19 protein-coding genes are annotated in these 20,865 nt (G+C 63.8%); 11 read left to right on the top strand and 8 right to left on the bottom strand.

Annotated features, from left to right (window positions below):
- Positions 1-76 precede the first annotated feature (76 nt).
- The 3 genes from IB277_RS11600 (at position 77) to IB277_RS11590 (ending at position 3,796) form a co-directional block, all read left to right on the top strand.
- A complete protein-coding gene (locus IB277_RS11600; RefSeq protein ID WP_034792047.1) occupies positions 77-535 on the top strand; it encodes an Lrp/AsnC family transcriptional regulator in 459 nt (152 codons plus the stop codon).
- Between the two features lie 137 nt (positions 536-672).
- Entirely contained in the window at positions 673-1,962 is a 1,290-nt protein-coding gene (locus tag IB277_RS11595) for a mechanosensitive ion channel family protein (protein WP_060515860.1), read from the top strand.
- 148 nt (positions 1,963-2,110) lie between these two features.
- On the top strand, positions 2,111-3,796 hold the full coding sequence (locus IB277_RS11590) for an alpha/beta-hydrolase family protein (protein ID WP_090294380.1): 1,686 nt from the start codon (positions 2,111-2,113) through the stop codon (positions 3,794-3,796).
- Here IB277_RS11590 and IB277_RS11585 read toward each other — a convergent pair.
- Complete coding sequence (locus IB277_RS11585) at positions 3,790-4,704, bottom strand: LysR substrate-binding domain-containing protein (protein ID WP_110818695.1); 915 nt, start codon at positions 4,702-4,704, stop codon at positions 3,790-3,792. The genes IB277_RS11590 and IB277_RS11585 overlap by 7 nt on opposite strands.
- Before the next feature lie 137 nt (positions 4,705-4,841).
- Here IB277_RS11585 and IB277_RS11580 point away from each other — a divergent pair, with 137 nt between their 5' ends.
- From IB277_RS11580 to IB277_RS11565, 4 genes are all read left to right on the top strand, one after another.
- Complete coding sequence (locus IB277_RS11580; RefSeq protein WP_090294377.1) at positions 4,842-5,507, top strand: cysteine hydrolase family protein; 666 nt, start codon at positions 4,842-4,844, stop codon at positions 5,505-5,507.
- Between the two features lie 119 nt (positions 5,508-5,626).
- Positions 5,627-5,929 (top strand): GYD domain-containing protein, encoded by a 303-nt coding sequence (locus IB277_RS11575; RefSeq protein WP_090294375.1) that lies wholly within the window; start codon positions 5,627-5,629, stop codon positions 5,927-5,929.
- A gap of 11 nt (positions 5,930-5,940) precedes the next feature.
- Entirely contained in the window at positions 5,941-6,756 is an 816-nt protein-coding gene (locus IB277_RS11570; RefSeq protein ID WP_176960265.1) for a transporter substrate-binding domain-containing protein, read from the top strand.
- A gap of 17 nt (positions 6,757-6,773) precedes the next feature.
- Positions 6,774-7,445, top strand: coding sequence for an amino acid ABC transporter permease (locus tag IB277_RS11565; protein WP_034792072.1), 672 nt, complete (start codon positions 6,774-6,776; stop codon positions 7,443-7,445).
- Here the strand turns inward: IB277_RS11565 and IB277_RS11560 are convergent.
- Entirely contained in the window at positions 7,442-8,317 is an 876-nt protein-coding gene (locus IB277_RS11560) for a LysR family transcriptional regulator (RefSeq protein WP_090294373.1), read from the bottom strand. The genes IB277_RS11565 and IB277_RS11560 overlap by 4 nt on opposite strands.
- Positions 8,318-8,440: 123 nt before the next feature.
- Between IB277_RS11560 and IB277_RS11555 the strand changes: the two genes are divergently transcribed.
- The 3 genes from IB277_RS11555 to IB277_RS11545 all read left to right on the top strand — a co-directional run bounded on the left by IB277_RS11555 (position 8,441) and on the right by IB277_RS11545 (position 14,695).
- Positions 8,441-10,888 carry an FAD-dependent oxidoreductase gene (locus tag IB277_RS11555; RefSeq protein ID WP_090294372.1) on the top strand — a complete coding sequence of 816 codons (2,448 nt, stop codon included), beginning with the start codon at positions 8,441-8,443 and terminating at the stop codon, positions 10,886-10,888.
- Positions 10,885-13,332 carry an FAD-dependent oxidoreductase gene (locus tag IB277_RS11550; RefSeq protein ID WP_090294370.1) on the top strand — a complete coding sequence of 816 codons (2,448 nt, stop codon included), beginning with the start codon at positions 10,885-10,887 and terminating at the stop codon, positions 13,330-13,332. Before IB277_RS11555 ends, IB277_RS11550 begins: the two co-directional genes overlap by 4 nt.
- Before the next feature lie 130 nt (positions 13,333-13,462).
- Positions 13,463-14,695, top strand: coding sequence for an aromatic ring-hydroxylating dioxygenase subunit alpha (locus IB277_RS11545; protein WP_090294368.1), 1,233 nt, complete (start codon positions 13,463-13,465; stop codon positions 14,693-14,695).
- 62 nt (positions 14,696-14,757) lie between these two features.
- On the opposite strand, the gene IB277_RS11540 is transcribed toward IB277_RS11545, so the two are convergent.
- Complete coding sequence (locus IB277_RS11540; protein WP_226020607.1) at positions 14,758-15,201, bottom strand: Lrp/AsnC family transcriptional regulator; 444 nt, start codon at positions 15,199-15,201, stop codon at positions 14,758-14,760.
- A 113-nt stretch (positions 15,202-15,314) separates the two neighbouring features.
- Here IB277_RS11540 and IB277_RS11535 point away from each other — a divergent pair, with 113 nt between their 5' ends.
- Positions 15,315-15,899, top strand: a complete 585-nt coding sequence (locus tag IB277_RS11535; RefSeq protein WP_089043398.1) for a cysteine hydrolase family protein — start codon at positions 15,315-15,317, stop codon at positions 15,897-15,899.
- 59 nt (positions 15,900-15,958) lie between these two features.
- On the opposite strand, the gene IB277_RS11530 is transcribed toward IB277_RS11535, so the two are convergent.
- The 5 genes from IB277_RS11530 to IB277_RS11510 all read right to left on the bottom strand — a co-directional run bounded on the left by IB277_RS11530 (position 15,959) and on the right by IB277_RS11510 (position 20,851).
- Positions 15,959-16,483 carry a hypothetical protein gene (locus tag IB277_RS11530; protein ID WP_060515871.1) on the bottom strand — a complete coding sequence of 175 codons (525 nt, stop codon included), beginning with the start codon at positions 16,481-16,483 and terminating at the stop codon, positions 15,959-15,961.
- A gap of 250 nt (positions 16,484-16,733) precedes the next feature.
- Complete coding sequence (locus tag IB277_RS11525) at positions 16,734-17,843, bottom strand: ABC transporter substrate-binding protein (RefSeq protein WP_034793544.1); 1,110 nt, start codon at positions 17,841-17,843, stop codon at positions 16,734-16,736.
- A 33-nt stretch (positions 17,844-17,876) separates the two neighbouring features.
- Positions 17,877-18,536 (bottom strand): siderophore-iron reductase FhuF, encoded by a 660-nt coding sequence (fhuF, locus tag IB277_RS11520; protein WP_090294481.1) that lies wholly within the window; start codon positions 18,534-18,536, stop codon positions 17,877-17,879.
- A gap of 333 nt (positions 18,537-18,869) precedes the next feature.
- The gene (locus IB277_RS11515; RefSeq protein WP_060515873.1) at positions 18,870-19,364 is read right to left on the bottom strand and encodes an ester cyclase; all 495 of its coding nucleotides are present in this window, start codon (positions 19,362-19,364) and stop codon (positions 18,870-18,872) included.
- A gap of 59 nt (positions 19,365-19,423) precedes the next feature.
- The gene (locus tag IB277_RS11510) at positions 19,424-20,851 is read right to left on the bottom strand and encodes a gamma-aminobutyraldehyde dehydrogenase (protein ID WP_034792090.1); all 1,428 of its coding nucleotides are present in this window, start codon (positions 20,849-20,851) and stop codon (positions 19,424-19,426) included.
- Positions 20,852-20,865: the final 14 nt, after the last annotated feature.

Here is a 20,865-nt window from a genome sequence, read left to right as displayed (position 1 = left end):
GATGCTTGGACCGATCCTTGCTATTTCCGGCGGGATCGCCTTGAGTTGCGCAAAGATTTGGCTGAGTTGAGAAGATATGGCGCAGAAAATTGCCGACGAGACGGATCGCAGGATTTTGAAGGAACTGGTGGCGGATGCCCGCCTGACCAACAACGAGCTCGCCGAGCGGGTGGGGCTCTCGGCGTCGCCCTGTCTGCGTCGGCTACGGCGGCTGGAGGAGACCGGGGTCATCCGCGGCTATACGGCTTTGGTCGATCCCGCAGTCGACGGCTGGACGATGACGGCGATTGCGACCGTCACGCTCAGCCGCCAGCACGAAGACGAGATCGTCATGTTCGAAGAGGCGGTGCGCGGCTGGGACGAGGTGCTCGAATGCCATCTGGTGACCGGCTCGCGCGACTACGTGCTGAAGGTGATGAGCGCCGGCCTCGATCAGTACGAGCGTTTCATCAAGGAGAAGATCGCAAGGCTCAAATGCGTCGCCTCGATCGAGACGAGTTTCGTGATGAACACGATCAAGGAGCGGCGCGTCTAGTGCCAACCCCTCCATAAGCCTCTGAAGCGGTTCGATAATCGTCCATCCGGCTTTGAAACCATCAGGGATGCCCTAGATTCGAGTTAGGAGGGCGTCCCACACGCTCGGCGGGCGCCTTGCTCTCTCGGAGAGAGACGATGGATTTCGCAACAGCGCTCGATGCCGCCGCTTCCTGGCTACAGACGGTCTTTTTGAACGAGTGGACCTATTATCAGCTCGCCATCATCGTCGCCGGCTACCTGGTCTGCGGCGCACTGGCGAAGCGGATAGAGCCGCGGGTCGAAGCCCGAGCCCGTCTGATCAAGGGCAACCCGGATCTCTTGCGGGTCATCATCGCCTTCATGCGGCGGCTGCGGTGGCTGTTTCTGATCGTCTGGCTCTGGATTGCCGACGGCATGATCCTGCGCTTTGGCTGGCCGTCCTATCGCTGGCTGGTGGCGACCGCGCTGACGCTGACGGCGGCGTGGTTCGTCATCTCGGTGCTCACACGCATCATCCGCAACCAGATGCTGGCGCGCGTCACCGCCGTCGTCGGCTGGATCTATTTTGCGCTCTATGCGGTCGGGCTCGACCGGGTGATCCTGACGACACTTGATGGCGTTGCCATCAATCTCGGTGCGGTTCGCCTGTCGCTGCTGCTCGTCCTGAAAGCCATCGTGCTCTCCGCCGCGCTGATCTGGCTTGCCGTTTTGATCGGCAATGTCTCGTCGCACTGGATCCAGCGGTCAGCGGACCTGACACCCTCCTTCAAGGTTCTGATCAGCAAGCTGGTCAAGATTGCACTGATTGGCTTTGCCGGCGCAATCGCGCTATCGGCCACCGGCATCGACCTGACGGCGCTGACGGTTTTCTCCGGGGCGGTCGGTGTCGGCATCGGTTTCGGTCTGCAGAAGGTGGTTTCCAACTTCATCTCCGGTATCATCATCCTGCTCGACAAATCCATCAAGCCGGGCGACACGATCACGCTCGGCGATACCTTCGGGTCCGTGCGCGACCTGCGCTCCCGCTTCGTCTCCGTCATCACCCGGGACGGCAAGGAATACCTCATTCCAAATGAGGACTTCATTTCGCAGCAGGTGGTGAACTGGTCGTTCTCCAGCGACTTCGTCCGCATCGAGGTCGATTTCGGCACCTCCTATGACAGCGACCCGCACGAGGTGGCGCGCATCGCCATCGAGACCGCCGCATCGCTGCCGCGGGTGGCGAGCAGCTACGCCCAGCCGGTGTGCTGGATGACGGGTTTCGGCGCCTCGTCGCTCGATTTCAAGCTGAGGTTCTGGATTTCCGATCCGAGCAACGGGCTCACCAACATCCGCGGCCAGGTGCTGATGGCGCTCTGGGATGCGTTCAAGGCGGCGGGCATTTCGATCCCGTTCCCGCACCGTGAAATCATCATGAAGACGCCGGTCGAGGTCACCCGGGTTTAGGGGCCGAAGTGCCCGTCGACCGGTTCGCGTCAGGGTGTCGTGCGGTTGTGGCGATTGACTGGACACGCCGGGGAAGCGACATTGCCGGCGCCGGAACAGCCCGCAGTTGTTCCGGTGACCGTGCCAGCATCAGTGGGGACCCGACGCCATGGACCATCTTCAACAGACGCCGCTGTCGAGGTTGCCGATGCCGCGTTTTCTCTCGACGCTGCTGGCATCGTTCTCGACCACGGGGCTCATCGTCGGCGTCTTCTTCTTTGCCATGTCGCTGACGCCGAGCCTCATCCCGCGGCCCTATGTGGTGCAGGCGGTGATTTCGGGCCTGTCGCTTTCCGCCGGCTATGCGATCGGCGTACTGTTGCGCTGGCTGTGGTCCTTGCTCGACCTGCCGGAGATCCGCGGCCGCACAGGCCTTACGGTGAAGGTGCTAGCGGCGCTCGGCTGCACCGCGGTTGCGCTCGCCTTCCTCTGGCGCACCGCCTACTGGCAGAACACGGTGCGGCAGATCATGGGGCTCGACCCGGTCGAAAGTGCTGAGCCGTTCAAGCTCGGGCTGATCGCGGCCCTCGTGTTTGTCGCCATCGTGCTCATCGCGCGCCTATTCCGCTTGACCTTCCGGTTTCTGACCCGCCGCTTCGAGCATGTGTTGACCCGGCCGCTGGCAAAGGTCGCAGCCGTCGTTGCCGCCGTCGCGCTGTTCTGGTCCGCCGTTGACGGCGTCATCTTCCGCTTCGCGCTGCATGCGGCCGACAGCTCGTTCCAGCGGTTGGACGCGCTGATCGATCCGGATGTCGCGCCGCCGACCGATCCGTTGAAGACCGGCAGCAACGCGTCGCTGATGACGTGGGACGAACTCGGCCGCCAGGGCCGCCAGTTCATCGCTTCCGGTCCGGCGGCGAAGGACATCGCCGGCTTCTTCGGCGGAGAGGCAAAAGAGCCATTGCGCGTCTACGCCGGTCTCAACTCGGCCGAGACCGCCAAGGAGCGGGCGAAGCTCGCGCTGGAGGAATTGAAGCGCGTCGGTGGTTTCGAGCGATCGAACCTTCTGATCGTGGTGCCGACCGGCACCGGCTGGATCGATCCGCCGGGCCTCGATTCGCTCGAATATCTGTTGAAGGGCGACGTCGCCAGCGTCGCGGTGCAGTATTCCTATCTCACGAGCTGGCTGTCGCTGCTGGTCGAGCCGGAATATGGCGCGGAGACTGCCGATGCGCTCTTCGATGCGGTCTATGGCTACTGGACGACGTTGCCGAAGGACAGAAGGCCGAAGCTCTATCTCTATGGCCTCAGCCTCGGCTCGATGAACTCGCAAGGCTCGGTCGATCCCTTCGATATCATCAGCGATCCGTTCCAGGGCGCGCTCTGGGTCGGCTCGCCATTCCCGACCAAGACCTGGCTGCAGATCACCCGAAACCGCAATCCGGGCTCGCCGGAATGGCGGCCACTTTATCGCGACGGCTCGGTGATCCGTTTCACCAATCAGGAGAATGCGCTGAACATCCCGGGCGCGACCTGGGGCAATGTCCGCATCGTCTATCTGCAATATGCCAGTGACCCGATCACCTTCTTCGATCCATACTCCTTCTACCGCGAGCCCGACTGGATGAAGGCGCCGCGCGGTGCCGACGTCTCTCCTGCGCTCAGATGGTTCCCCGTCGTCACCATGTTCCAACTGCTCGCCGACATGGCGCTCGCGACGACCTCGCCGATCGGCTACGGCCATGTCTATGCGCCGGAGCACTATATCGACGCGTGGATGCAGGTGATGGCACCGGCTGATGTCAGCGAGGCGGACGCCGAGCGGCTGAAGGCGCTGCTCAAGGGTCGCTACTGAGCCTGCTTGTCGCCGGACCGCTCGCCACGCAGGTGCGCGGCGATCTGGTTGGCGAAGGCCTGGATCAGCGGCTCCTCCGCCTTTTCCGTCGGGCAGAGCAGATAGTAGCCGGCCGAGGCCGGTATCGCCGTCGGGAAGGGCTGGATCAGGCGTCCTTCGTAGAGATAGGAGCGTGTCAGCACGTCGGAGACGAGCGCGATGCCCTGGCCCTGTAGCGCCGAGGCGACGGCGATCGCGACCGATTGCACCCGCACGCTCCGGCTGCCTTCGAGCGAGATGCGCGAGGCGGCCGACCAGCGCGTCCATTCCCGGCCGTCATCCTCATGCAGCAGCGTGACGTCGCGCAGCTTCCGCTCGCGCAGCGGGCCTTCGAGCCGCGGAAAGAGCAGCGGCGAGCAGACCGTCCTGAGCTTCACGTCGCTGACTGCCTGCCACCACAGGCCGTCGAAGGGCGGATTGTCGTAGACGACGGCGAGATCGACATCGTCCCAGACGACGTCGCTGGCGCGGATGCAATTGCGCATCGAAAGATCGGTGACGCCGCGCGCACCCGCGAACTGTACGAGGAGGCCGGCCATCCAGGCAATCGCGAGCGCCGGGGGCAGGCCGACCGTCAGCTTGCGCTGGTGGCTTTCGAGCCGTCGGTCGGTGCCGTCCTCGACGGCGGCGGCAAGGTTGCCGATCGCGTGGGAAACCGTCTGCGCGAACTCGCGGCCGGCGGCCGTAAGCCTGATGTTGCGGCCGGATTTTTCAAGCAGCGTCAGGCCGGTCGTCTCCGAGAGCCGGCGCAGCTGCAGCGACACGGCGCCGGGACTCAAGCCCAGCTCATCCGCCGCCTGGCGCACGGAACCGATGCGCGCGACCGCCTCGAACGCCCGGATATAGGGCAGGAAATGCAACGCCTTCACGTGAGCCCTCCCGCTCTGATCGCGCCCCTCACGGCGTGAAATCGTTTAGCCAGACTGCACAATATCAAGCATAAAAAATCGCTATTCCCAATCGATTTTTGCTCCTATGAATCGGACCGGAGAGAGGGAGGACTACGATGATCGAGGCACAACCGTTTGATTTTCCTTATGATGGAAAGCTGGTTCCGGCGCAGACGGCGCTGATGGTGATCGATTTGCAGATCGACTTCTGCTCGCCCAACGGTTACTTCGCCTCGATGGGCTACGATCCGGCGCCGCTGGCCGCGATCGTGCCCGCGGTCAACCGGGTGATTGCGGCGGCACGGCAAGCCGGCTGCCTGATCATCCACACGCGCCAGGGCTACCGCGCCGATCTCGCCGACATGACGCCTTACGAGAAATGGCGGCGCAAGCGCTCGGGACTTGAGAACACGCAGGTGCTTTTGCGTTCCAGCCCCGGCTTCCAGTTGCTCCCGGAACTCGATGTCGCCGAGACCGACGTCATCATCGACAAGACCTGCAACAGCTCCTTCACCTATACGGATCTCGAGCATGTCTTGAGATCCCAGGGCATCACCCACATGCTCTTTACCGGCTGCACCACTGACGTTTGCGTGCATACGACGCTGCGCGAAGCCTGCGACCGCAATTTCCAGTGCCTGACGATTTCGGACTGCTGCGCCAGCGGCGAGCAGTGGGCGCATGAGGCGGCGATCAACATGATCTCGATCGAGAACGGCATCTTCGGCACGGTCTCGACCAGTGATGCCGTAATTGCCGGACTGGCCAAGGCCGCCCGCTAGCGCTCTGGCACCGCGCAATTCCGGACGAAAAGCCGCTTCAGGCTTCTCCTGGAATTGCTCCAGGCGCGGTCCTCACATTTCCAAAGCCTTTTGCCAACCGTTCAACGGAATGATGCCCCATGCAAAGATACATCTCGCTGATGCGACTGACCTCGAAGGGACTGGCCGAGCTTGCCGATAGTGGCAGCCGGCGCAAGGTGAGCGAGGATCGGGTCGCAGCGCTCGGCGGCCGCTCGGTCGCCTTCTATGCCACGCTCGGGACCTATGACTTCGTCCAGGTTTTCGAGATGCCGGACAATGCGTCGATGATGCAATACGCGCTGACGGCGCGGCGCGACGGCTTTGTGGATCCGCTCATCCTTCCCGCCTTCGACAGCCAGACCTATGGCGACATCGTCGGCCGCGTTTCACCAGCACAATGAGGGGAATGAAGATGATCAGACTGGCATCCTGCGCAACCCTTCTGACGACCGCCGTGCTTTCGGCCGGCGCCGCACAGGCCGAGCCGCCGGCTTTCGCCGCCGATGGAGAGGTTGGCGTGTGCACCACCGCGGCCTTTCCGCCGCTCTCCTTCAAGGAACATCCGGCCGATGCGAAGCCGACCGGCATCGACATCGAGATCGCCGAAGCGTTGGCCGCGCAATGGAATGCGAAGGTGAACTACACCGTCACCGAATTCGCCGGCCTCTTGCCGACGCTCGGGGCAGGGCGCTGCGACGTCATCGTCAGCGGCATCTACATCAACGCCAAGCGGCGCGAGACCTATGACGGCGTGCCCTACATGAAATCGGCGACCGCCATGGTCACCAAAGCGGGCAGCGATACGATCAAGGCGCCGGAGGATCTCAGCGGCAAGGTCATCGCGCTCGAAGCCGGCGCCTACTACAAGGAAGAGCGGATCGGGCCCTTAAACGAGGCGCTCGCGGCCAAGGGCCTGCCGCCGGTCGATGTGCAGGAATACCCGACCCAGCAGGCCGCCTACCAGCAGGTGCTCGTCGGCCGCGTCGATGCGACCGTAACGGAAGAGGCGGAGGGCGCCTATCGCGCGTCGCGCTCCGACGGCGCGCTCACGCTCCCCTATATCTGGGCCTCGGACTTCAAATACGGCATCTACAGCCGCCGTGACGGTGGCGATGCAGCCGCGGTGAAGGCAGGGCTGAAGGCGCTCAAGGAGAAGGGCTTCTTCGGCGATCTCGCCAGGAAATACGGGCTCGATCCGGCGCTCTTCGACGTCGACTACGACTCCTGAGCGAAAGGAGGCGGGGCATGAACTTCGATACGAAACTGTTTTTCGATGCCCTGACCATGCCCGTCATGTTGCAGGGGGCGGGCATCGCCATCCTGCTGTCGATCCTGGTGCAGGCGGCGTCGTTCCTGCTCTGCCTGCCGCTGGCCGTCGCGCTCAATTCGATGGCGGCGGTCAGGCGCACAGCGGCGCAGGTCTATGTCTGGCTGTTTCGCTCGGCGCCGCTGATACTCGTGCTCCTGATCGTCTGGAACGGCGCACCGCAGCTCTTTCCGGGGCTCACGCGGGCGCCCTGGTACACGCCCTTCGTCGCTGCCTTCATCGCGTTTACGCTGGTCACGGCCGCCTATATGGCGGAGGCGATGCGCGGGGCGCTTGCGGCGATCGGCCAGGGGCAGACGGATGCCGCCCGCGCGCTCGGGCTCAATCGCTGGCAGACCTTCTTTCTGGTGGTTCTGCCGCAGGCGCTCAGGATCGTCATGCCGGTGCTGGTCAACGAATTCATCAACCTGATCAAGCTGACCTCGCTTGCCTATGTAATCTCGATGCGCGAGATCATGGCGGTCGTCAACGACGCGATCGCCTCCAGCTTCCGCTTCGTCGAGTGGTATTCGGCAGCGCTGGTCTACTATCTCGCGATCGTTTCGATCCTGATGTTTCTGCAGCGGCTGATTCAACGCCGCATGGCTTAACCCGTTTCCGAATTCGGCACCGGCAGCGTTGCAAGCAGATCGGCCATGGCGGCGATGATCTTGCGGTGCTGGTGGGCGTGGCGGGTGCGCAGGCTGGTGGCGGCATAGACCGTTTGCGGGATGACGGGCGCGTCCTGAACGCGCGCAGTAAATCCATCGTCCGCCAGCCGCTCGGCCGTTGCTGCCGTCACGTAGGCCGATCCGCCGAGTGTGCGAAGCAGCCGGGTGATCGCCATGTTCTGGCCGGCGGCAAGCAGCGCTGCGGAGAGATGCGGCAGCGCCAGCCGGTGGGCGCGATCGAAGCCTGGCGAATAGCTTGAGCGGATGTAGCTCTCGGAGCGGATCTCGGCGAGCATCTGCGCCTCCGTGCTCACCATCACGTAATGCAGATCGCCGATCCTTTCGTAATAGAGATCGGGCAGGTAGTGGGGCGTGTAGAGGATCGCCAGATCCAGCTCGCCAGCGCCGAGATCGCGGTTCATCTGGTTGGAGTAGTCCGCCTCCATATAGATCTCGATGCCGGGCAGCTCCCGGCGGATCGTCGCCATCCATTCCCCGGCAAAGGCTTCCGCCAGATCATGCTGGACACCAAGCCGCATGGAGCGCTCCAGCGCGCCGGCGTTGGTGACCGCGCGTGTGGCCTCATGCCATTGGTTTTGCAGGGCTTTTGCGTAATCTAGAAAGCGCAGGCCGGCGGCCGTCGGCACGGTGCCGCCCTTGTTGCGGGTAAAGAGCTTGCGGTTGAACTGCGCTTCCAGTGCCTTCACCCGATGTGAGACGGTCGACTGGGTAAGGTTCAGGCGCTCGGCGGTGCGGTTGAAGGAGCGGCTCTCCATCAGGTCCAGGAAGGTTTCGATCAGCTCCACCTGCATGCCGTTCTCTCCCGCTGCAATCGCTCCAATCTAATCGAAAACATCGATCAATAAAGCCTGTTTCCGTTGCTTGATGGCGCCCGGCTTCACCGGCAAGAATTCGCCAAAACGAGGGAACAGTTAATGTCGAATTTGCCGTCGCACGCACGCGTCGTGATCATCGGTGGGGGAGCGATTGGGGCTTCCTCGCTTTACCACCTTGCCAAGGCCGGCTGGACCGACTGCGTGCTTCTGGAAAAGAACGAGCTGACGGCGGGCTCCACCTGGCATGCCGCCGGCAACGTGCCGACTTTCTCGTCCTCCTGGTCGATCATGAACATGCAGCGCTATTCGGCGTCGCTCTATCGTGACCTCGGGGCGCTCGTCGACTATCCGATGAACTATCACGTCACCGGCTCGATCCGGCTCGGCCACTCCAAGGAGCGGCTGCAGGAGTTCAAACGCGTCGTCGGCATGGGGCGCTACCAGGGCATGGATCTCGATATCCTGTCGCCCGACGAGATGCGCGCCCGCTATCCCTTCCTCGAAACCCGCGAGCTGACCGGCGCGCTCTACGATCCCTATGACGGCGACATCGACCCGGCGCAGCTGACCCAGGCGCTCGCCAAGGGTGCGCGCGACATGGGCGCCAAGATCATCCGCTTCTGTCCGGTGACGGGCGCGCGCCGCGAAAACGACGAATGGGTCATCTCGACGCCGCAGGGCGAGATCCGCTGCGAATACGTCGTCAACGCCGCCGGCTACTACGCCCGCGAGGTCGGCAAGATGTTTGGCCGCGACGTGCCGATGATGGTGATGAGCCATCAGTATATCCTGTTCGACGAAATCCCGGAACTCGCCGCCTGGTCGAAGGAGGCCGGCCACAAGCTGCCGCTCCTGCGCGACGTCGACAGCTCCTACTATCTGCGCCAGGAAAAGAACGGCATGAACCTCGGCCCCTACGAGCGCAACTGTCGCGCCCACTGGGTAACGCCCGACGACCCGATGCCGGAAGACTTTTCGTTCCAGCTCTTCCCGGACGATCTCGACCGGCTGGAATGGTACCTGAACGACGCCGTCGAGCGCGTGCCGATCCTCGGAACGGCCGGGCTGTCGCGGATCATCAACGGCCCGATCCCCTATGCACCCGACGGCAACCCGCTGATCGGGCCGATGCCCGGCGTGCCCAATGCCTTCGAGGCCTGCGTCTTCACTTTCGGTATCTGCCAGGCGGGTGGCGCCGGCAAGGTGCTCGCCGAATGGATCACCGAGGGCCAGACCGAGTGGGACATGTGGTCCTGCGATCCGCGCCGCTACACCGACTACACCGACCAGGATTATTGCATCGCCAAGGGCATGGAGATCTACGGCCATGAATACGCGATGCACTTTCCGAAGCATTACTGGCCAGCCGGGCGCGGCAAGAAGTTATCGCCGATCCACGATCGCATCGCCGCACTCGGCGCCCAGTTCAAGCCCTATAACGGCTGGGAGCGTGCGATGTGGTACGCCAAACCAGGCGATGACACCTCGGAAGAGGCGACGCAGACCTGGGGCCGCGAAGGGCCTTGGGCCAAGCGCATCGAAGAAGAGTGCCTGGCCGTGCGCGATGCCGCCGGCATTCTCGACCTGCCGGGCTTCTCGCGCTTCCGGGTAAAGGGCGAGGGCGCGACCGCATGGCTCTCCGGCCTCATCACAGGCCGCGTGCCGAAGCCTGGGCGCATCGGCCTGGCCTATTTCGCCGACGACAAGGGCCGGATCGTTACCGAGATGTCGGTGATGATGCTCGACGAAGACTTCTTCTTCCTCATCACCGCCGCAACCGCGCAGTGGCACGATTTCGAATGGCTGATGAAGCACCGGCCGGCAGACGCCGCCTTCACCATCGACGACGTCACCAAGTCCTTCTCCTGCCAGATCCTCACCGGGCCAAAATCGCGCGCGATCCTCGCCGAGGTCAGCGAAGCGGATCTCGCCAAGGGCTGGCTCACGCACCAGACGGCGCAGATCGCCGGGCGCTATTGCCAGCTCGTGCGCGTCTCCTTCGCCGGCGAACTCGGCTGGGAGATCCATACCAAGGTCGAGGACACGGCCGCCATCTTCGACGCCGTCTGGGCGGCCGGTCAGAAGCATGGCCTCAAACCCTTCGGCATGGAAGCGCTCGACAGTCTGCGCATCGAGAAGGGCTACCGTGCCTGGAAGGGCGATCTGTCGACCGACTACACCATCCTGCAGGGTGGGCTGGAGCGCTTCGTCGACTGGGGCAAGCCCGGCTTCAATGGCAAGGCGGCGCTGGAGCGTGAGAAGCAGCAGGGCGTTTCCAAACGCTTCGTGACGCTGACCGTCGCCGCCGACGGCTGCGACGCGCCTTACATGTCGACGCTCTGGTCCGACGGCCAGGTTGTCGGCGAGACGACCTCGGGCAACTGGGGCTACCGCGTCGGCAAGTCGATCGCGCTCGGCATGCTGCGCGCCGACCTTGCCGTGCCCGGCAAGGAAATCGAGGTCGAGATCTTCGGCGATCGCTTCAAGGCGACGGTCGAGGCGGACCAACCGCTCTGGGATCCCTCCAATGAAAGACTGCGCGCATGAGCAAGCCCATTCCCTCGAAAGCCCGCGCAGTCATCATCGGTGGCGGCGTCTCCGGCTGTTCCGTCGCCTATCACCTCGCCAAGCTCGGCTGGACCGATGTGGTTCTGCTTGAGCGCAAGCAGCTGACCTCCGGTACCACCTGGCATGCGGCCGGCCTGATCGGTCAGCTTCGCGCCTCGCAGAACATGACGCGGCTCGCGAAATACTCGGCCGACCTCTACGTCAAGCTCGAGGCCGAAACCGGCATTTCCACCGGCATGCGCCAGAACGGCTCGATCACCGTCGCGCTGACGGAGGAGCGCAAGGAGGAGATCTATCGCCAGGCGTCGCTGGCGCGTGCCTTCAATGTCGACGTGCGCGAGATCACGCCTGACGAAGTAAAGGCGATGTATCCGCACCTCAACACCTCGGATGTGAAGGCGGCGGTGCATCTGCCGCTCGATGGCCAGTGCGACCCGGCCAACATCGCCATGGCGCTCGCCAAGGGCGCCCGCCAGAACGGCGCAACGATCATCGAGGGCGTCAAGGTGACGTCCGTCCTGAAGAAGGACGGCCGGGTCACCGGCGTCACCTGCGAGCAGAACGGCGAGAGCTACACGATCGAGACCGATCATGTCGTCAACTGCGCCGGTATGTGGGGCAGGGAGTTTGCGCGGCAATCCGGCGTCACGGTGCCGCTGCACGCCTGCGAGCATTTCTACATCGTCACCGAGGCGATTCCGGAGCTGAAGCGCCTGCCGGTTCTGCGCGTGCCGGACGAGTGCACCTATTACAAGGAAGATGCCGGCAAGATGCTGATCGGGGCCTTCGAGCTCAAGGCCAAGCCCTGGGGAATGGACGGCATCCGCGAGGATTTCTGCTTCGACCAGTTGCCGGACGATTTCGACCACTTCGCGCCGATCCTCGAAATGGCGGTCAACCGCATGCCGATGCTGGAAACGGCTGGGATCCATACCTTCTTCAACGGCCCGGAAAGCTTTACGCCCGACGACCGCTACTATCTCGGCGAAGCGCCGGAGGTGAAGGGATACTGGGTCGCGGCCGGCTACAATTCGATCGGCATCGTTTCCTCGGGCGGCGCCGGCATGGCGCTCGCCCAATGGATGAATGACGGCGAGCCGCCCTTCGATCTCTGGGAGGTGGATATCCGCCGGGCGCAGCCGTTCCAGAAGAACCGCGCGTATTTGAAAGACCGCGTCTCGGAAACGCTCGGCCTGCTCTACGCCGACCATTTCCCCTATCGCCAGATGGCGACCGCGCGCGGGGTGCGCCGTTCGCCGCTGCACGAGCATCTGAAAGCCCGCGGCGCTGTCTTCGGTGAAGTCGCCGGATGGGAACGCGCCAACTGGTTTGCGAAGGAAGGCCAGGAGCGCGAGTACCGCTATTCATGGAAGCGGCAGAACTGGTTCGAGAACCAGAGGGACGAGCATCTTGCGGTGCGAAACGGCGTCGGCCTGTTCGACATGACCTCCTTCGGCAAGATCCGGGTCGAAGGGCGCGATGCGCTTTCCTTCCTGCAGCGGCTCTGCGCCAACGAGATGAACGTCGAGCCCGGCCGGATCGTCTATACCCAGATGCTCAACGCCCGCGGCGGCATCGAGAGCGACCTGACGGTGACGCGGCTGTCGGAAACCGCCTTCCTGCTGGTCGTGCCCGGCGCCACGCTCCAGCGCGACCTCGCCTGGCTGCGCAAGCATCTGACGGACGAGTTCGTGGTGATCACCGATGTCGGCGCTGGCGAAAGCGTGCTCTGCGTCATGGGGCCGAAGGCGCGTGAGCTCATGCAGAAGGTGAGCCCGAACGATTTTTCCAACGCGGGGCATCCGTTCGGCACGGCGCGCGAGATCGAGGTCGGCATGGGCCTCGCCCGCGCCCACCGCGTCACCTATGTCGGCGAGCTCGGCTGGGAGCTCTATGTCTCGACCGACCAGACGGCGCATGTGTTCGAGGCGCTGGAGGCGGCGGGGCAGGACCTGGGCCTCAAGCTCTGCGGCATCCACACACTGGATAGCTGCCGCATCGAAAAGGCCTTCCGCCATTTCGGCCACGACATCACCGACGAAGATCATGTGCTCGAAGCCGGGCTCGGCTTTGCGGTCAAGGCCGACAAGGGCGATTTCATCGGCCGCGAAGCGGTGCTCGCCAAGCACAATCGCGGGCTTTCGCGCCGGCTGGTGCAGTTTCGGCTCTCGGATCCAGAGCCGCTGCTCTTCCACAACGAGGCGATCGTTCGCGACGGCAAGATCGTCGGCACGATCACGTCAGGCAATTACGGCCACCACCTCGGCGGTGCCATCGGGCTTGGCTACGTGCCTTCGGAAGGCGAGAGCGCAGAGGAGGTGCTCGGATCAAGCTTCGAGATCGAGATCGCCGGAACGCGGGTGAAGGCGGAGGTGTCGTTGAAGCCGATGTACGACCCGCGGGCGGAGCGGGTGCGGATGTAGGCAGGCGTTTGGGTGGCGTGCCTGGCGCTTGAGACAGCCCCTCACCGCGCGGATGAGGGGCCTTTCGAGGCACAACGAAAATACGCGTGCCGGATCGCGGGTTTCCGGTCTTCTTTCTGGAGTTCAGTCCATGCTCGCATCGGAGCTTAAGGATACGACAGTTGCGGGCGACCGCATCGATCAGCTGGTCGCCGGCCATCGTCCGGGCCATGGGCTTGCCCGCGCCTTCTACCTCGACCCGGAGATCTATGAACGGGACCTCGAGCGGGTTTTTCGGCGTCACTGGCATTGCGTCGCCCATGAAAGCGCGATCCCCAACGCCAATGATTTCGAGGTCTTCCGCATGGCGTCCGAGCAGGTGATCGTCACCCGTACGGCAAGCGGCGAGATCCATGCGATGCTCAATGTCTGCCGTCATCGCGGGGCCGAGGTCTGCACCAAGGACAAGGGCAATGCCCGTGCCTTCATCTGTCCCTACCATGCCTGGACCTATGGCAATGATGGCGCGCTGAAGGCGGCGCGGCTGATGCCCAAGGACTTCAAGCGCGAGGACCACGGCCTGAAGAAGCTCAACGTGCGTGTCGTCGAAGGATTGATCTTCATCTCCTTTGCCGCCGAGCCGCTTGATTTCTCCGAAGTCGAGCGCCTGTTGCGTGCGACTTGCGGCCAGTATGGCTGGGGATCGGCGAAGATCGCCCATCGTCAGAGCTATGCGATCGACGCCAACTGGAAGCTTGCGGTCGAAAACTATGTCGAGTGCTACCATTGCGGGCCGGCGCATCCGGAATATTCCGAAACCCATGCGCTGGAACAGCCGCTGCACCTGATCGAGGAACTGAACGCCAGGATGGAGGCGCGCACCTGCGCGCTCGGCATCGAGGTCGCCTCCGGCAATCACTGGCAGAATTCCACCGGCGGCAAGGAGACCATTCATGCCTTCCGCTACGCGCTCTATGATGGCGTCCAGACCGGCAGCAAGGACGGGCAGGCGCTGAGCACGCTGATGGGCCGCTTCACCGATTTCGACGGCGGCGTCACCTCGATCCATCTGGGCGGCACCACCTTCCTCGTCTGCTATCCGGACCACGGCATGATCTACCGCTTCATCCCGAAGACGGCCGAAACCTCGGAGATGGAGCTGATCTGGCTCGTCGACGGCAAGGCCGAGGAGGGGCGCGACTACGATCTGGAAAAGCTCACCTGGCTCTGGAAGGTGACGACCGACGAGGACAAGGCGATCATCGAGCACACCGCTCGGGGCGTGCGCTCGCACTACTTTGTGCCAGGCCCAATCGCGCCGATGGAGCAGAACGAGCTGCGCTACATCAACTGGTATCTCGACGAGATCAGCCGGCCGGCCTGAGCGGCAAGCTGCAGGCAAATCGCGTCGCCGTTGCAAGCGTGCCGGCGACGCATTTCGTTTGCCTAGTCCCGCCGGTTGAAATGCGTCCTCAGCGCCACGTGCGTCTGCACCGTCGCGACGCCCGGGATGATCGATATCTGGCGGCGGATGGTGTCGAGATCGCCGTTGGAGGCGCATTCGACCAGCACCATCAGGTCGGTGGCGCCGGCGAGCGACCAGCAGGTGACGATGGGCGGCATGGCCGAGAGATGCGGCACGATATGGTCGCAGTTCTTGCCGGGCTGGAAAGTGATCGCGATCAGCGATTTGACGGTCGGGCTCTGGTCTTCGATGCCGAGGCGGATGGTGTAGCCGGCAATCACGCCCTTGGATTCCAGCCGTCGCAGCCGGTCATGGGCCGCGCTGCGCGAAAGGCCGCTGTGGCGGGCCAGTGCCACCAGGCTCTGGCGCGAATCCTGCCTGAGCGCTGCCAAAAGCAGGCGATCCTTTTCATCGATTTCCGTCAAAACGTCGCCTCCTTGTCGCCATTTCCGGACATATGTCCGGTCAGGCGTCATCGTGTCCAGTGAAATCGGACGATAGGCAAGATAGCGTCTCCCTACAACCAAGGAGCCTTGCCATGCCCAAAATGAGTGTCCCCGACAACGCCGTGCTGCTGCCGATCGACATGCAGCAGGCCTTTGACAGCGCCCCCTGGCCGCGTCGCTGGAATGAGGCGGTCGATGAAAACGGCCTTGCGCTTCTTGCCGCCTGGCGGGCAAGCGGCCGACCAGTCATTCACGTGCGCCACGACAGCGTCATGCCCGGCTCGACGCTTTCCCTCGGCGCGCCCGGCAACGGCTTCCGGCCGGGCTTCGGACCGATGGGAGACGAGGCACTCGTCACCAAGGGCGTCAACGCCGCCTTTATCGGCACCGACCTCGACTTGCGCCTGCGTCGTCTCGGCGTCGAGACGGTCGTCGCCTTCGGCATTTCTACCGACATGTGCGTCTCGACCTCGGTGCGCGTCGGCGCCAATCTCGGCTACCGAATGATCCTCGTCGAGGATGCCTGCGATTGTTTCGACCAGCCGGACGGCGAAGGCGGAGTCATCTCGGCGCGCGAAATCCACCGCGCCCACGTGGCGACCTTGCGGGCGGAATTTGCCGAGGTGTTGTCGACGGCGAAGCTCGTCGAGGCGTTGCAGCGACCGGCAGCGGCTTGACGGTCGGGCGAGGGCAGACGGGGGCTACCGTTCAGGCGCTTCCGCTCCCGCGCCGCCGACTACCGGTTGGCGCCGCGGACTTCCTGGATCTCGGTCGTCCATTTCGGCGCCGTCAGGCTTTCGCCCTCGCGGTTGGGGAAGGTGAGGAAGGTTTCGAACGAACGGCTCTGGCCCGCCGGCACGCGGGCGAGGATGAGTGCGGTGTCATTGCCGATCGTCTCGCAATTGCCGTCAGGGCAGTTTTCGAGCGTTACCGCGAGGCGGAAATATTCGAGCAGTTGCGGCCCTTTATTCGTCACCGTGCCGCGCAGCCGGAAGCTTCTCTCCGGCTGGCTCTGTTCGAAGGTCAGGCCTTCGAGGGCAACGTCGGCGGCCGTGAGGCCGGCCGGTTGGGTCGTCTCAACGGGCGGCGGCGCGGCCGGCGTGCGACCGTCGCGGTCGGCAAACCAGATGATGAAGGCGACGAGCAGGCCGAGCGCCACGGCGACGGAGAGGATCGGTTCGGCCCAATGACGAAAGCGGCTGAAGCGCGCTGCCAGATACACCACGACAAGACCCAGCGGTAACGCGATCAACCATAGCATCAAGATCCTCCTCAACCCCGCATCATTCCTTGGTCCGGAATCGACGCAACAGAGAAATCGTGCAGCCGATCAACGTGTTACAGCGACGCTCGCCTTTTGGAACGGCGCGCTACACCACCTGGCCTTTATATAGGGTGGGCGCCGACTGGCAACACGCCGGGGCGTCGGACGAAAGGAAGCACCCTGACGAATTGGTGAACACGCGTGACGATGCCGTGCGGGTCCGCGCTCGCGTGTGCAGGGCGTCTCCCTATCTGGCGGGTGTCAGGTCCACCCAGTAGGTGCCCTCGAACGGCACCGCGGCGAAGCGGGCGTTGATCTCGGCAAGGCTCTTCTGGGGGTCGAGATCGCCAAACAGATCCGGCCGGATCCAGGTGGCGAAGGCTTCGGCGGCGACGATGTTGAGCGGGATCGCGTTGAAGAAGTTCCAGAGACCGTGCACGCGCTTTTCCTCGACGGCGCGGATGGTCTTCAGCGCCGGCGCCTCGATGGTGCGGGCCAGCGTCTCGCGCGCTTCGTCTTCGCTGACGCCGGGGCCGATCGAGAGCGTGCCGTATTTGCCGCCGGGCGAGGAGGTGGCGATATAGATTTCCGGATTGGCGGCCATGATCGCCTCGGCGTTGACGGTCCCGCCCGGCCGCGGCAGCACGCCTTCGGCAAAATTGCGGCCGCCGGCCACCGTCAGGAATTCGCCGAGACCGCCGGTGCCATAGGCCCAGCAACAGCGGTCGGGTTGGGGGAAGGCGTCCATCAGCACCAGCGGGCGCGGTTCCGGCTTGGCGGCGATGCGGTCGCGGATCAGCTTGAGCTTGTCCTCGTAGAACCGGGCGAAAGCTTCTGCCTGTTCGTCCCGTTCGAGGATGCGGCCGAGCAGACGCATCATGCGCGGCGTGCCGGTCAGCGCGTCGTTGTTGAAATCGACCACCACCACGGGCACGCCGATGCCGGTCAGATACTCGATGGCGCGCCTGCCGGACTCAGTGTCGGATTGCCAGTTATTGAGCAGCGCGAGATCGGCCTTCACCGTCAGCAGCGTCTCGAAGGAGAGGCCCGGGCCGGTGCCATCGTCGATCTGCGGCACGTCGGCGATATCAGGAAACTTACGCCGGAAGCTCTCGTAGATCTCGGGGTTGTCGGTCTTCATGTCGCCGGACCAGGCCGCAAGCAGGCTGACGGGATCGGGATGGATGAGCGACAGGGCGACGAGATTGAAGCCGCTTCCAAGCAGGATCGCCTTCGGCTTTGCCGGTATCGTCACCTCGCGGCCGACCGCATCGGTGACGGTCATCGGCCAGTTGCTTTCGGCGCGGGCGGAGACAGCAAAGAGCAGGGCGGTGATGAAAACGAGCGTCAGCCGCAGGGCGGCCGGGAAGAGGAAGCGGGAAGACAAAACCTATTGGTTCCTTTGGCTTGGGAGGGCGCAGAGGCTGCCGCAGCTCGGGACGCCGGGCAGCAGATAGCGCAGGCAGCAGATCTTGCGCCGGCAGACACGGGCGCCATCTTCCTCCTCGTGCCGCAGGCAATCGAAGAAGGGATTGGGTGTGCCGTCCGGCAGGGACTTGCTGCCGATCAGCGCGTCGGCTTGCGCGTTCAGCGGCTCGATGCCGGAGGCGCGCAGCGCATAGTCGATATAGACGAGCGCATTGTTCCAAGCGAGCTTCGGGGCTATGCCGCCGACGGACTTGAGATAACTGACGACCTCACGCAGATGCCCCTGCATCAGGGGGGCAAGCGTGGCGAAAACGTCGCTATCGTCCGCTTTCTGCCAGTCGCCCAGTGTGGCGACACCGAAGGTTCGCGGCAGGCCATCCTCGGCGAGCGCCACCTTCATCTGATCGAAGGCGACGGGCAGCACCTGATCGTCAAGCACGCGCGCGACGAGATAGGGAATGGTGAGGCTCGAAAAATAGTAGAGCGACCACATGGAGGCGACGGCACGGCGGTCGCTGGCGCCGGATTTCTCCGTGTAGATATCGAGCGCGCGGTCGAAGGCGCCGGAGGCAAAGAAGTCCGGCAGCGCCATGCCGTCGGAAAGCTCGTCCGAGAGCACCATCTTCTCATTGCACCAGGCATGGGTGCCGGCAAAGGCGACCGACAGCGCCTTGGGGCCGCCTGTCGCGACGACCGGTTCGGACACGGCCGCCGTCAAGACGTCACCCGCGCGCGGGTAAGCCCGATCGGTAATGGAGCCTTGGAAGAACGCCGTCCTGCAAGCATGCGATACCTTCTGAGCGTGGTCAGAAACTCATAAGGTGATCGTGTTACTCAAGATTTTTTCCGGTGCAAGTCATTTATGAGTTTTGTATTCATGATTTGAAGCCAAGAGACGATGGCCGGAAGCCGAAGCCTGCGGCCATCGAAGCGGCGAAACCGCCGCTCGGCTCGCCTACTGCATCAGACCGAGCTGCTTGTAAAAGCCGAGCGCGTCGTAATAGTCATTCTGGGCGGCGATCTTGCCATCCTTGACGGTGAAGACCGAGGCGCCGGTGAACTTGAAGCTCTTGTTGGTCGCGGCCGTGCCGTCGGCCCAGGCGCCCGAATTGGTGCCGGAGAACTCCCATTCGAAGGAGACCTTGTCGCCGCTAGCGATCGGATCACCCTTCATGGTCCAGACGGCATCAGGCACCGCGTTCAGGAAATTGTCGATGACGCCGGTCTTGGCTGCATCCTTGCCGGTGACCGGCTTGCCGACCGACGCGTCGTAATAGGTGACGTCATCGGCGAAGTAGGATGCGGCCTTGCTCGAGTCATGGGCATTCCAGGCCGCGACATAGGCCGCGACCACATCCGGCGCCGCGTCGGCGGCAAACGCCGCCGGCGTGAGCACGAGGGCGCTGAGGCCGAGGGCTCCAGCGGCAACAAGCAATTGACGACGGTACATCGCAAACTCCTCCCGTTTGTTTCGTTTGCATGCATTCTCCGCGCCCGGGGCGGTGAGCCTCAGCCGTGGTTGATCATGATGTGGCGAACGGCGGTGTAGTCCTCGAGCGCGTAGACCGACATGTCCTTGCCGTAGCCCGACTGCTTGACGCCGCCATGCGGCATCTCGTTGGTCAGCATGAAGTGGGTGTTGATCCAGGTGCAGCCGTATTGCAGGCGGGAGGCGGCCTTCATCGCCCGGGAAATGTCCTTGGTCCAGACGGAGGAGGCGAGGCCATAGTCGCTGTCGTTGGCCCAGGCGACGGCATCGTCCTTGCCGGTGAAGCGGGTAACGGAGACGACGGGGCCGAAGACTTCGCGGCGCACGATCTCGTCTTCCTGCGTGGCGCCGGCCACAACCGTCGGCTGGAAAAAGAAGCCGTCCGAGCTGCCGGCGGCACCGCCGGTGGTGATCTCGATGTGCTTCTGGTCGGCGGCGCGCTCGACGAAGCTCGCAACGCGATCGCGCTGGCGGCGCGAGATCAGCGGGCCGATCTCGTTTTCGGTGTCGTCGGCGAGGTTGTAGCGGATGGTCGAGACCGCCGAGGTGAGGTCGGCGACCAGCTTCTCGTAGATACCGGCTTCGGCATAGATGCGGCAGGCGGCGGTGCAGTCCTGGCCGGCATTGTAATAGCCGAAGGTGCGGATGCCGTTGACCACCGCTTCGAGGTCGGCGTCGTCATAGACGATGACCGGGGCCTTGCCGCCGAGCTCCAGATGGGTGCGTTTCACGGTCTTGGCGGCCGCCGCCAGCACTTTCTTGCCGGTAGCGATATCGCCGGTGATCGAGACCATCGAAATCTTCGGATGGTTGATCAGCGCATTGCCGACGGTTTCGCCGCGGCCGCTGACAACATTGACCACGCCTTCCGGCAGGATGTCGGCAAGCACGCGGGCCAGCTTCAGCGCCGTCAGCGGCGTCTGTTCGGATGGCTTGAAGACGACGGTGTTGCCGCCGGCGATCGCCGGCGCCAGCTTCCAGGCCATCATCATCAGCGGATAGTTCCACGGCGCGATCGAGCCGACGATGCCGATCGGATCGCGGCGGATCATCGAGGTGTGGCCGGGCAGGTATTCGCCTGCGGTCGGGGCGTGCAGGTTGCGCACGGCGCCGGCAAAGAAACGCCAGCAGTCGACGATCGCCGGCAGTTCGTCGTTCTTGACCGCGTTGATCGGCTTGCCGCAGTTGAGCGCCTCGAGGGCTGCAAAGCCGTCCGCATCCTTCTCGATCGCATCGGCGATCTTCAAGAGATAGTTGGAGCGTTCGGCCGGTGTCGTCTGCGACCAGCTGGTGAAGGCGCTTTCAGCAGCGTCGACGGCCGCCTCGACCTGGGCATGCGAGGCTTCCGGCAGATCGACGATCTTGCCGCCCGTCCGCGGGTTCAGGATGTGTTCGTCGGCCTCGGTGCCGGCCTCGAAGCGCGATCCGATCAGCAGTTGGGTGTCCATGTCTGTTCTCCCTT

The sequence above is a fragment of the Ensifer sp. ENS07 genome (assembly GCF_014852185.1).
In the GTDB taxonomy this organism is placed as follows: domain Bacteria; phylum Pseudomonadota; class Alphaproteobacteria; order Rhizobiales; family Rhizobiaceae; genus Ensifer; species Ensifer adhaerens.
The sequence above is the reverse complement of the archived record's forward strand: the minus strand, read 5'-3'. Positions and strand labels throughout refer to the sequence as shown.

Bases quoted from the DNA above. Each gene is read 5' to 3' on its own strand.
- IB277_RS11600 (WP_034792047.1), top strand. From the start codon at position 77: ATGGCGCAGAAAATTGCCGACGAGACGGATCGCAGGATTTTGAAGGAA.
- IB277_RS11595 (WP_060515860.1), top strand. From the start codon at position 673: ATGGATTTCGCAACAGCGCTCGATGCCGCCGCTTCCTGGCTACAGACG.
- IB277_RS11590 (WP_090294380.1), top strand. From the start codon at position 2,111: ATGGACCATCTTCAACAGACGCCGCTGTCGAGGTTGCCGATGCCGCGT.
- IB277_RS11580 (WP_090294377.1), top strand. From the start codon at position 4,842: ATGATCGAGGCACAACCGTTTGATTTTCCTTATGATGGAAAGCTGGTT.
- IB277_RS11575 (WP_090294375.1), top strand. From the start codon at position 5,627: ATGCAAAGATACATCTCGCTGATGCGACTGACCTCGAAGGGACTGGCC.
- IB277_RS11570 (WP_176960265.1), top strand. From the start codon at position 5,941: ATGATCAGACTGGCATCCTGCGCAACCCTTCTGACGACCGCCGTGCTT.
- IB277_RS11565 (WP_034792072.1), top strand. From the start codon at position 6,774: ATGAACTTCGATACGAAACTGTTTTTCGATGCCCTGACCATGCCCGTC.
- IB277_RS11560 (WP_090294373.1), bottom strand. From the start codon at position 8,317: ATGCAGGTGGAGCTGATCGAAACCTTCCTGGACCTGATGGAGAGCCGC.
- IB277_RS11555 (WP_090294372.1), top strand. From the start codon at position 8,441: ATGTCGAATTTGCCGTCGCACGCACGCGTCGTGATCATCGGTGGGGGA.
- IB277_RS11550 (WP_090294370.1), top strand. From the start codon at position 10,885: ATGAGCAAGCCCATTCCCTCGAAAGCCCGCGCAGTCATCATCGGTGGC.
- IB277_RS11545 (WP_090294368.1), top strand. From the start codon at position 13,463: ATGCTCGCATCGGAGCTTAAGGATACGACAGTTGCGGGCGACCGCATC.
- IB277_RS11535 (WP_089043398.1), top strand. From the start codon at position 15,315: ATGCCCAAAATGAGTGTCCCCGACAACGCCGTGCTGCTGCCGATCGAC.
- IB277_RS11530 (WP_060515871.1), bottom strand. From the start codon at position 16,483: ATGCTATGGTTGATCGCGTTACCGCTGGGTCTTGTCGTGGTGTATCTG.
- fhuF (WP_090294481.1), bottom strand. From the start codon at position 18,536: ATGGTGCTCTCGGACGAGCTTTCCGACGGCATGGCGCTGCCGGACTTC.
- IB277_RS11515 (WP_060515873.1), bottom strand. From the start codon at position 19,364: ATGTACCGTCGTCAATTGCTTGTTGCCGCTGGAGCCCTCGGCCTCAGC.
- IB277_RS11510 (WP_034792090.1), bottom strand. From the start codon at position 20,851: ATGGACACCCAACTGCTGATCGGATCGCGCTTCGAGGCCGGCACCGAG.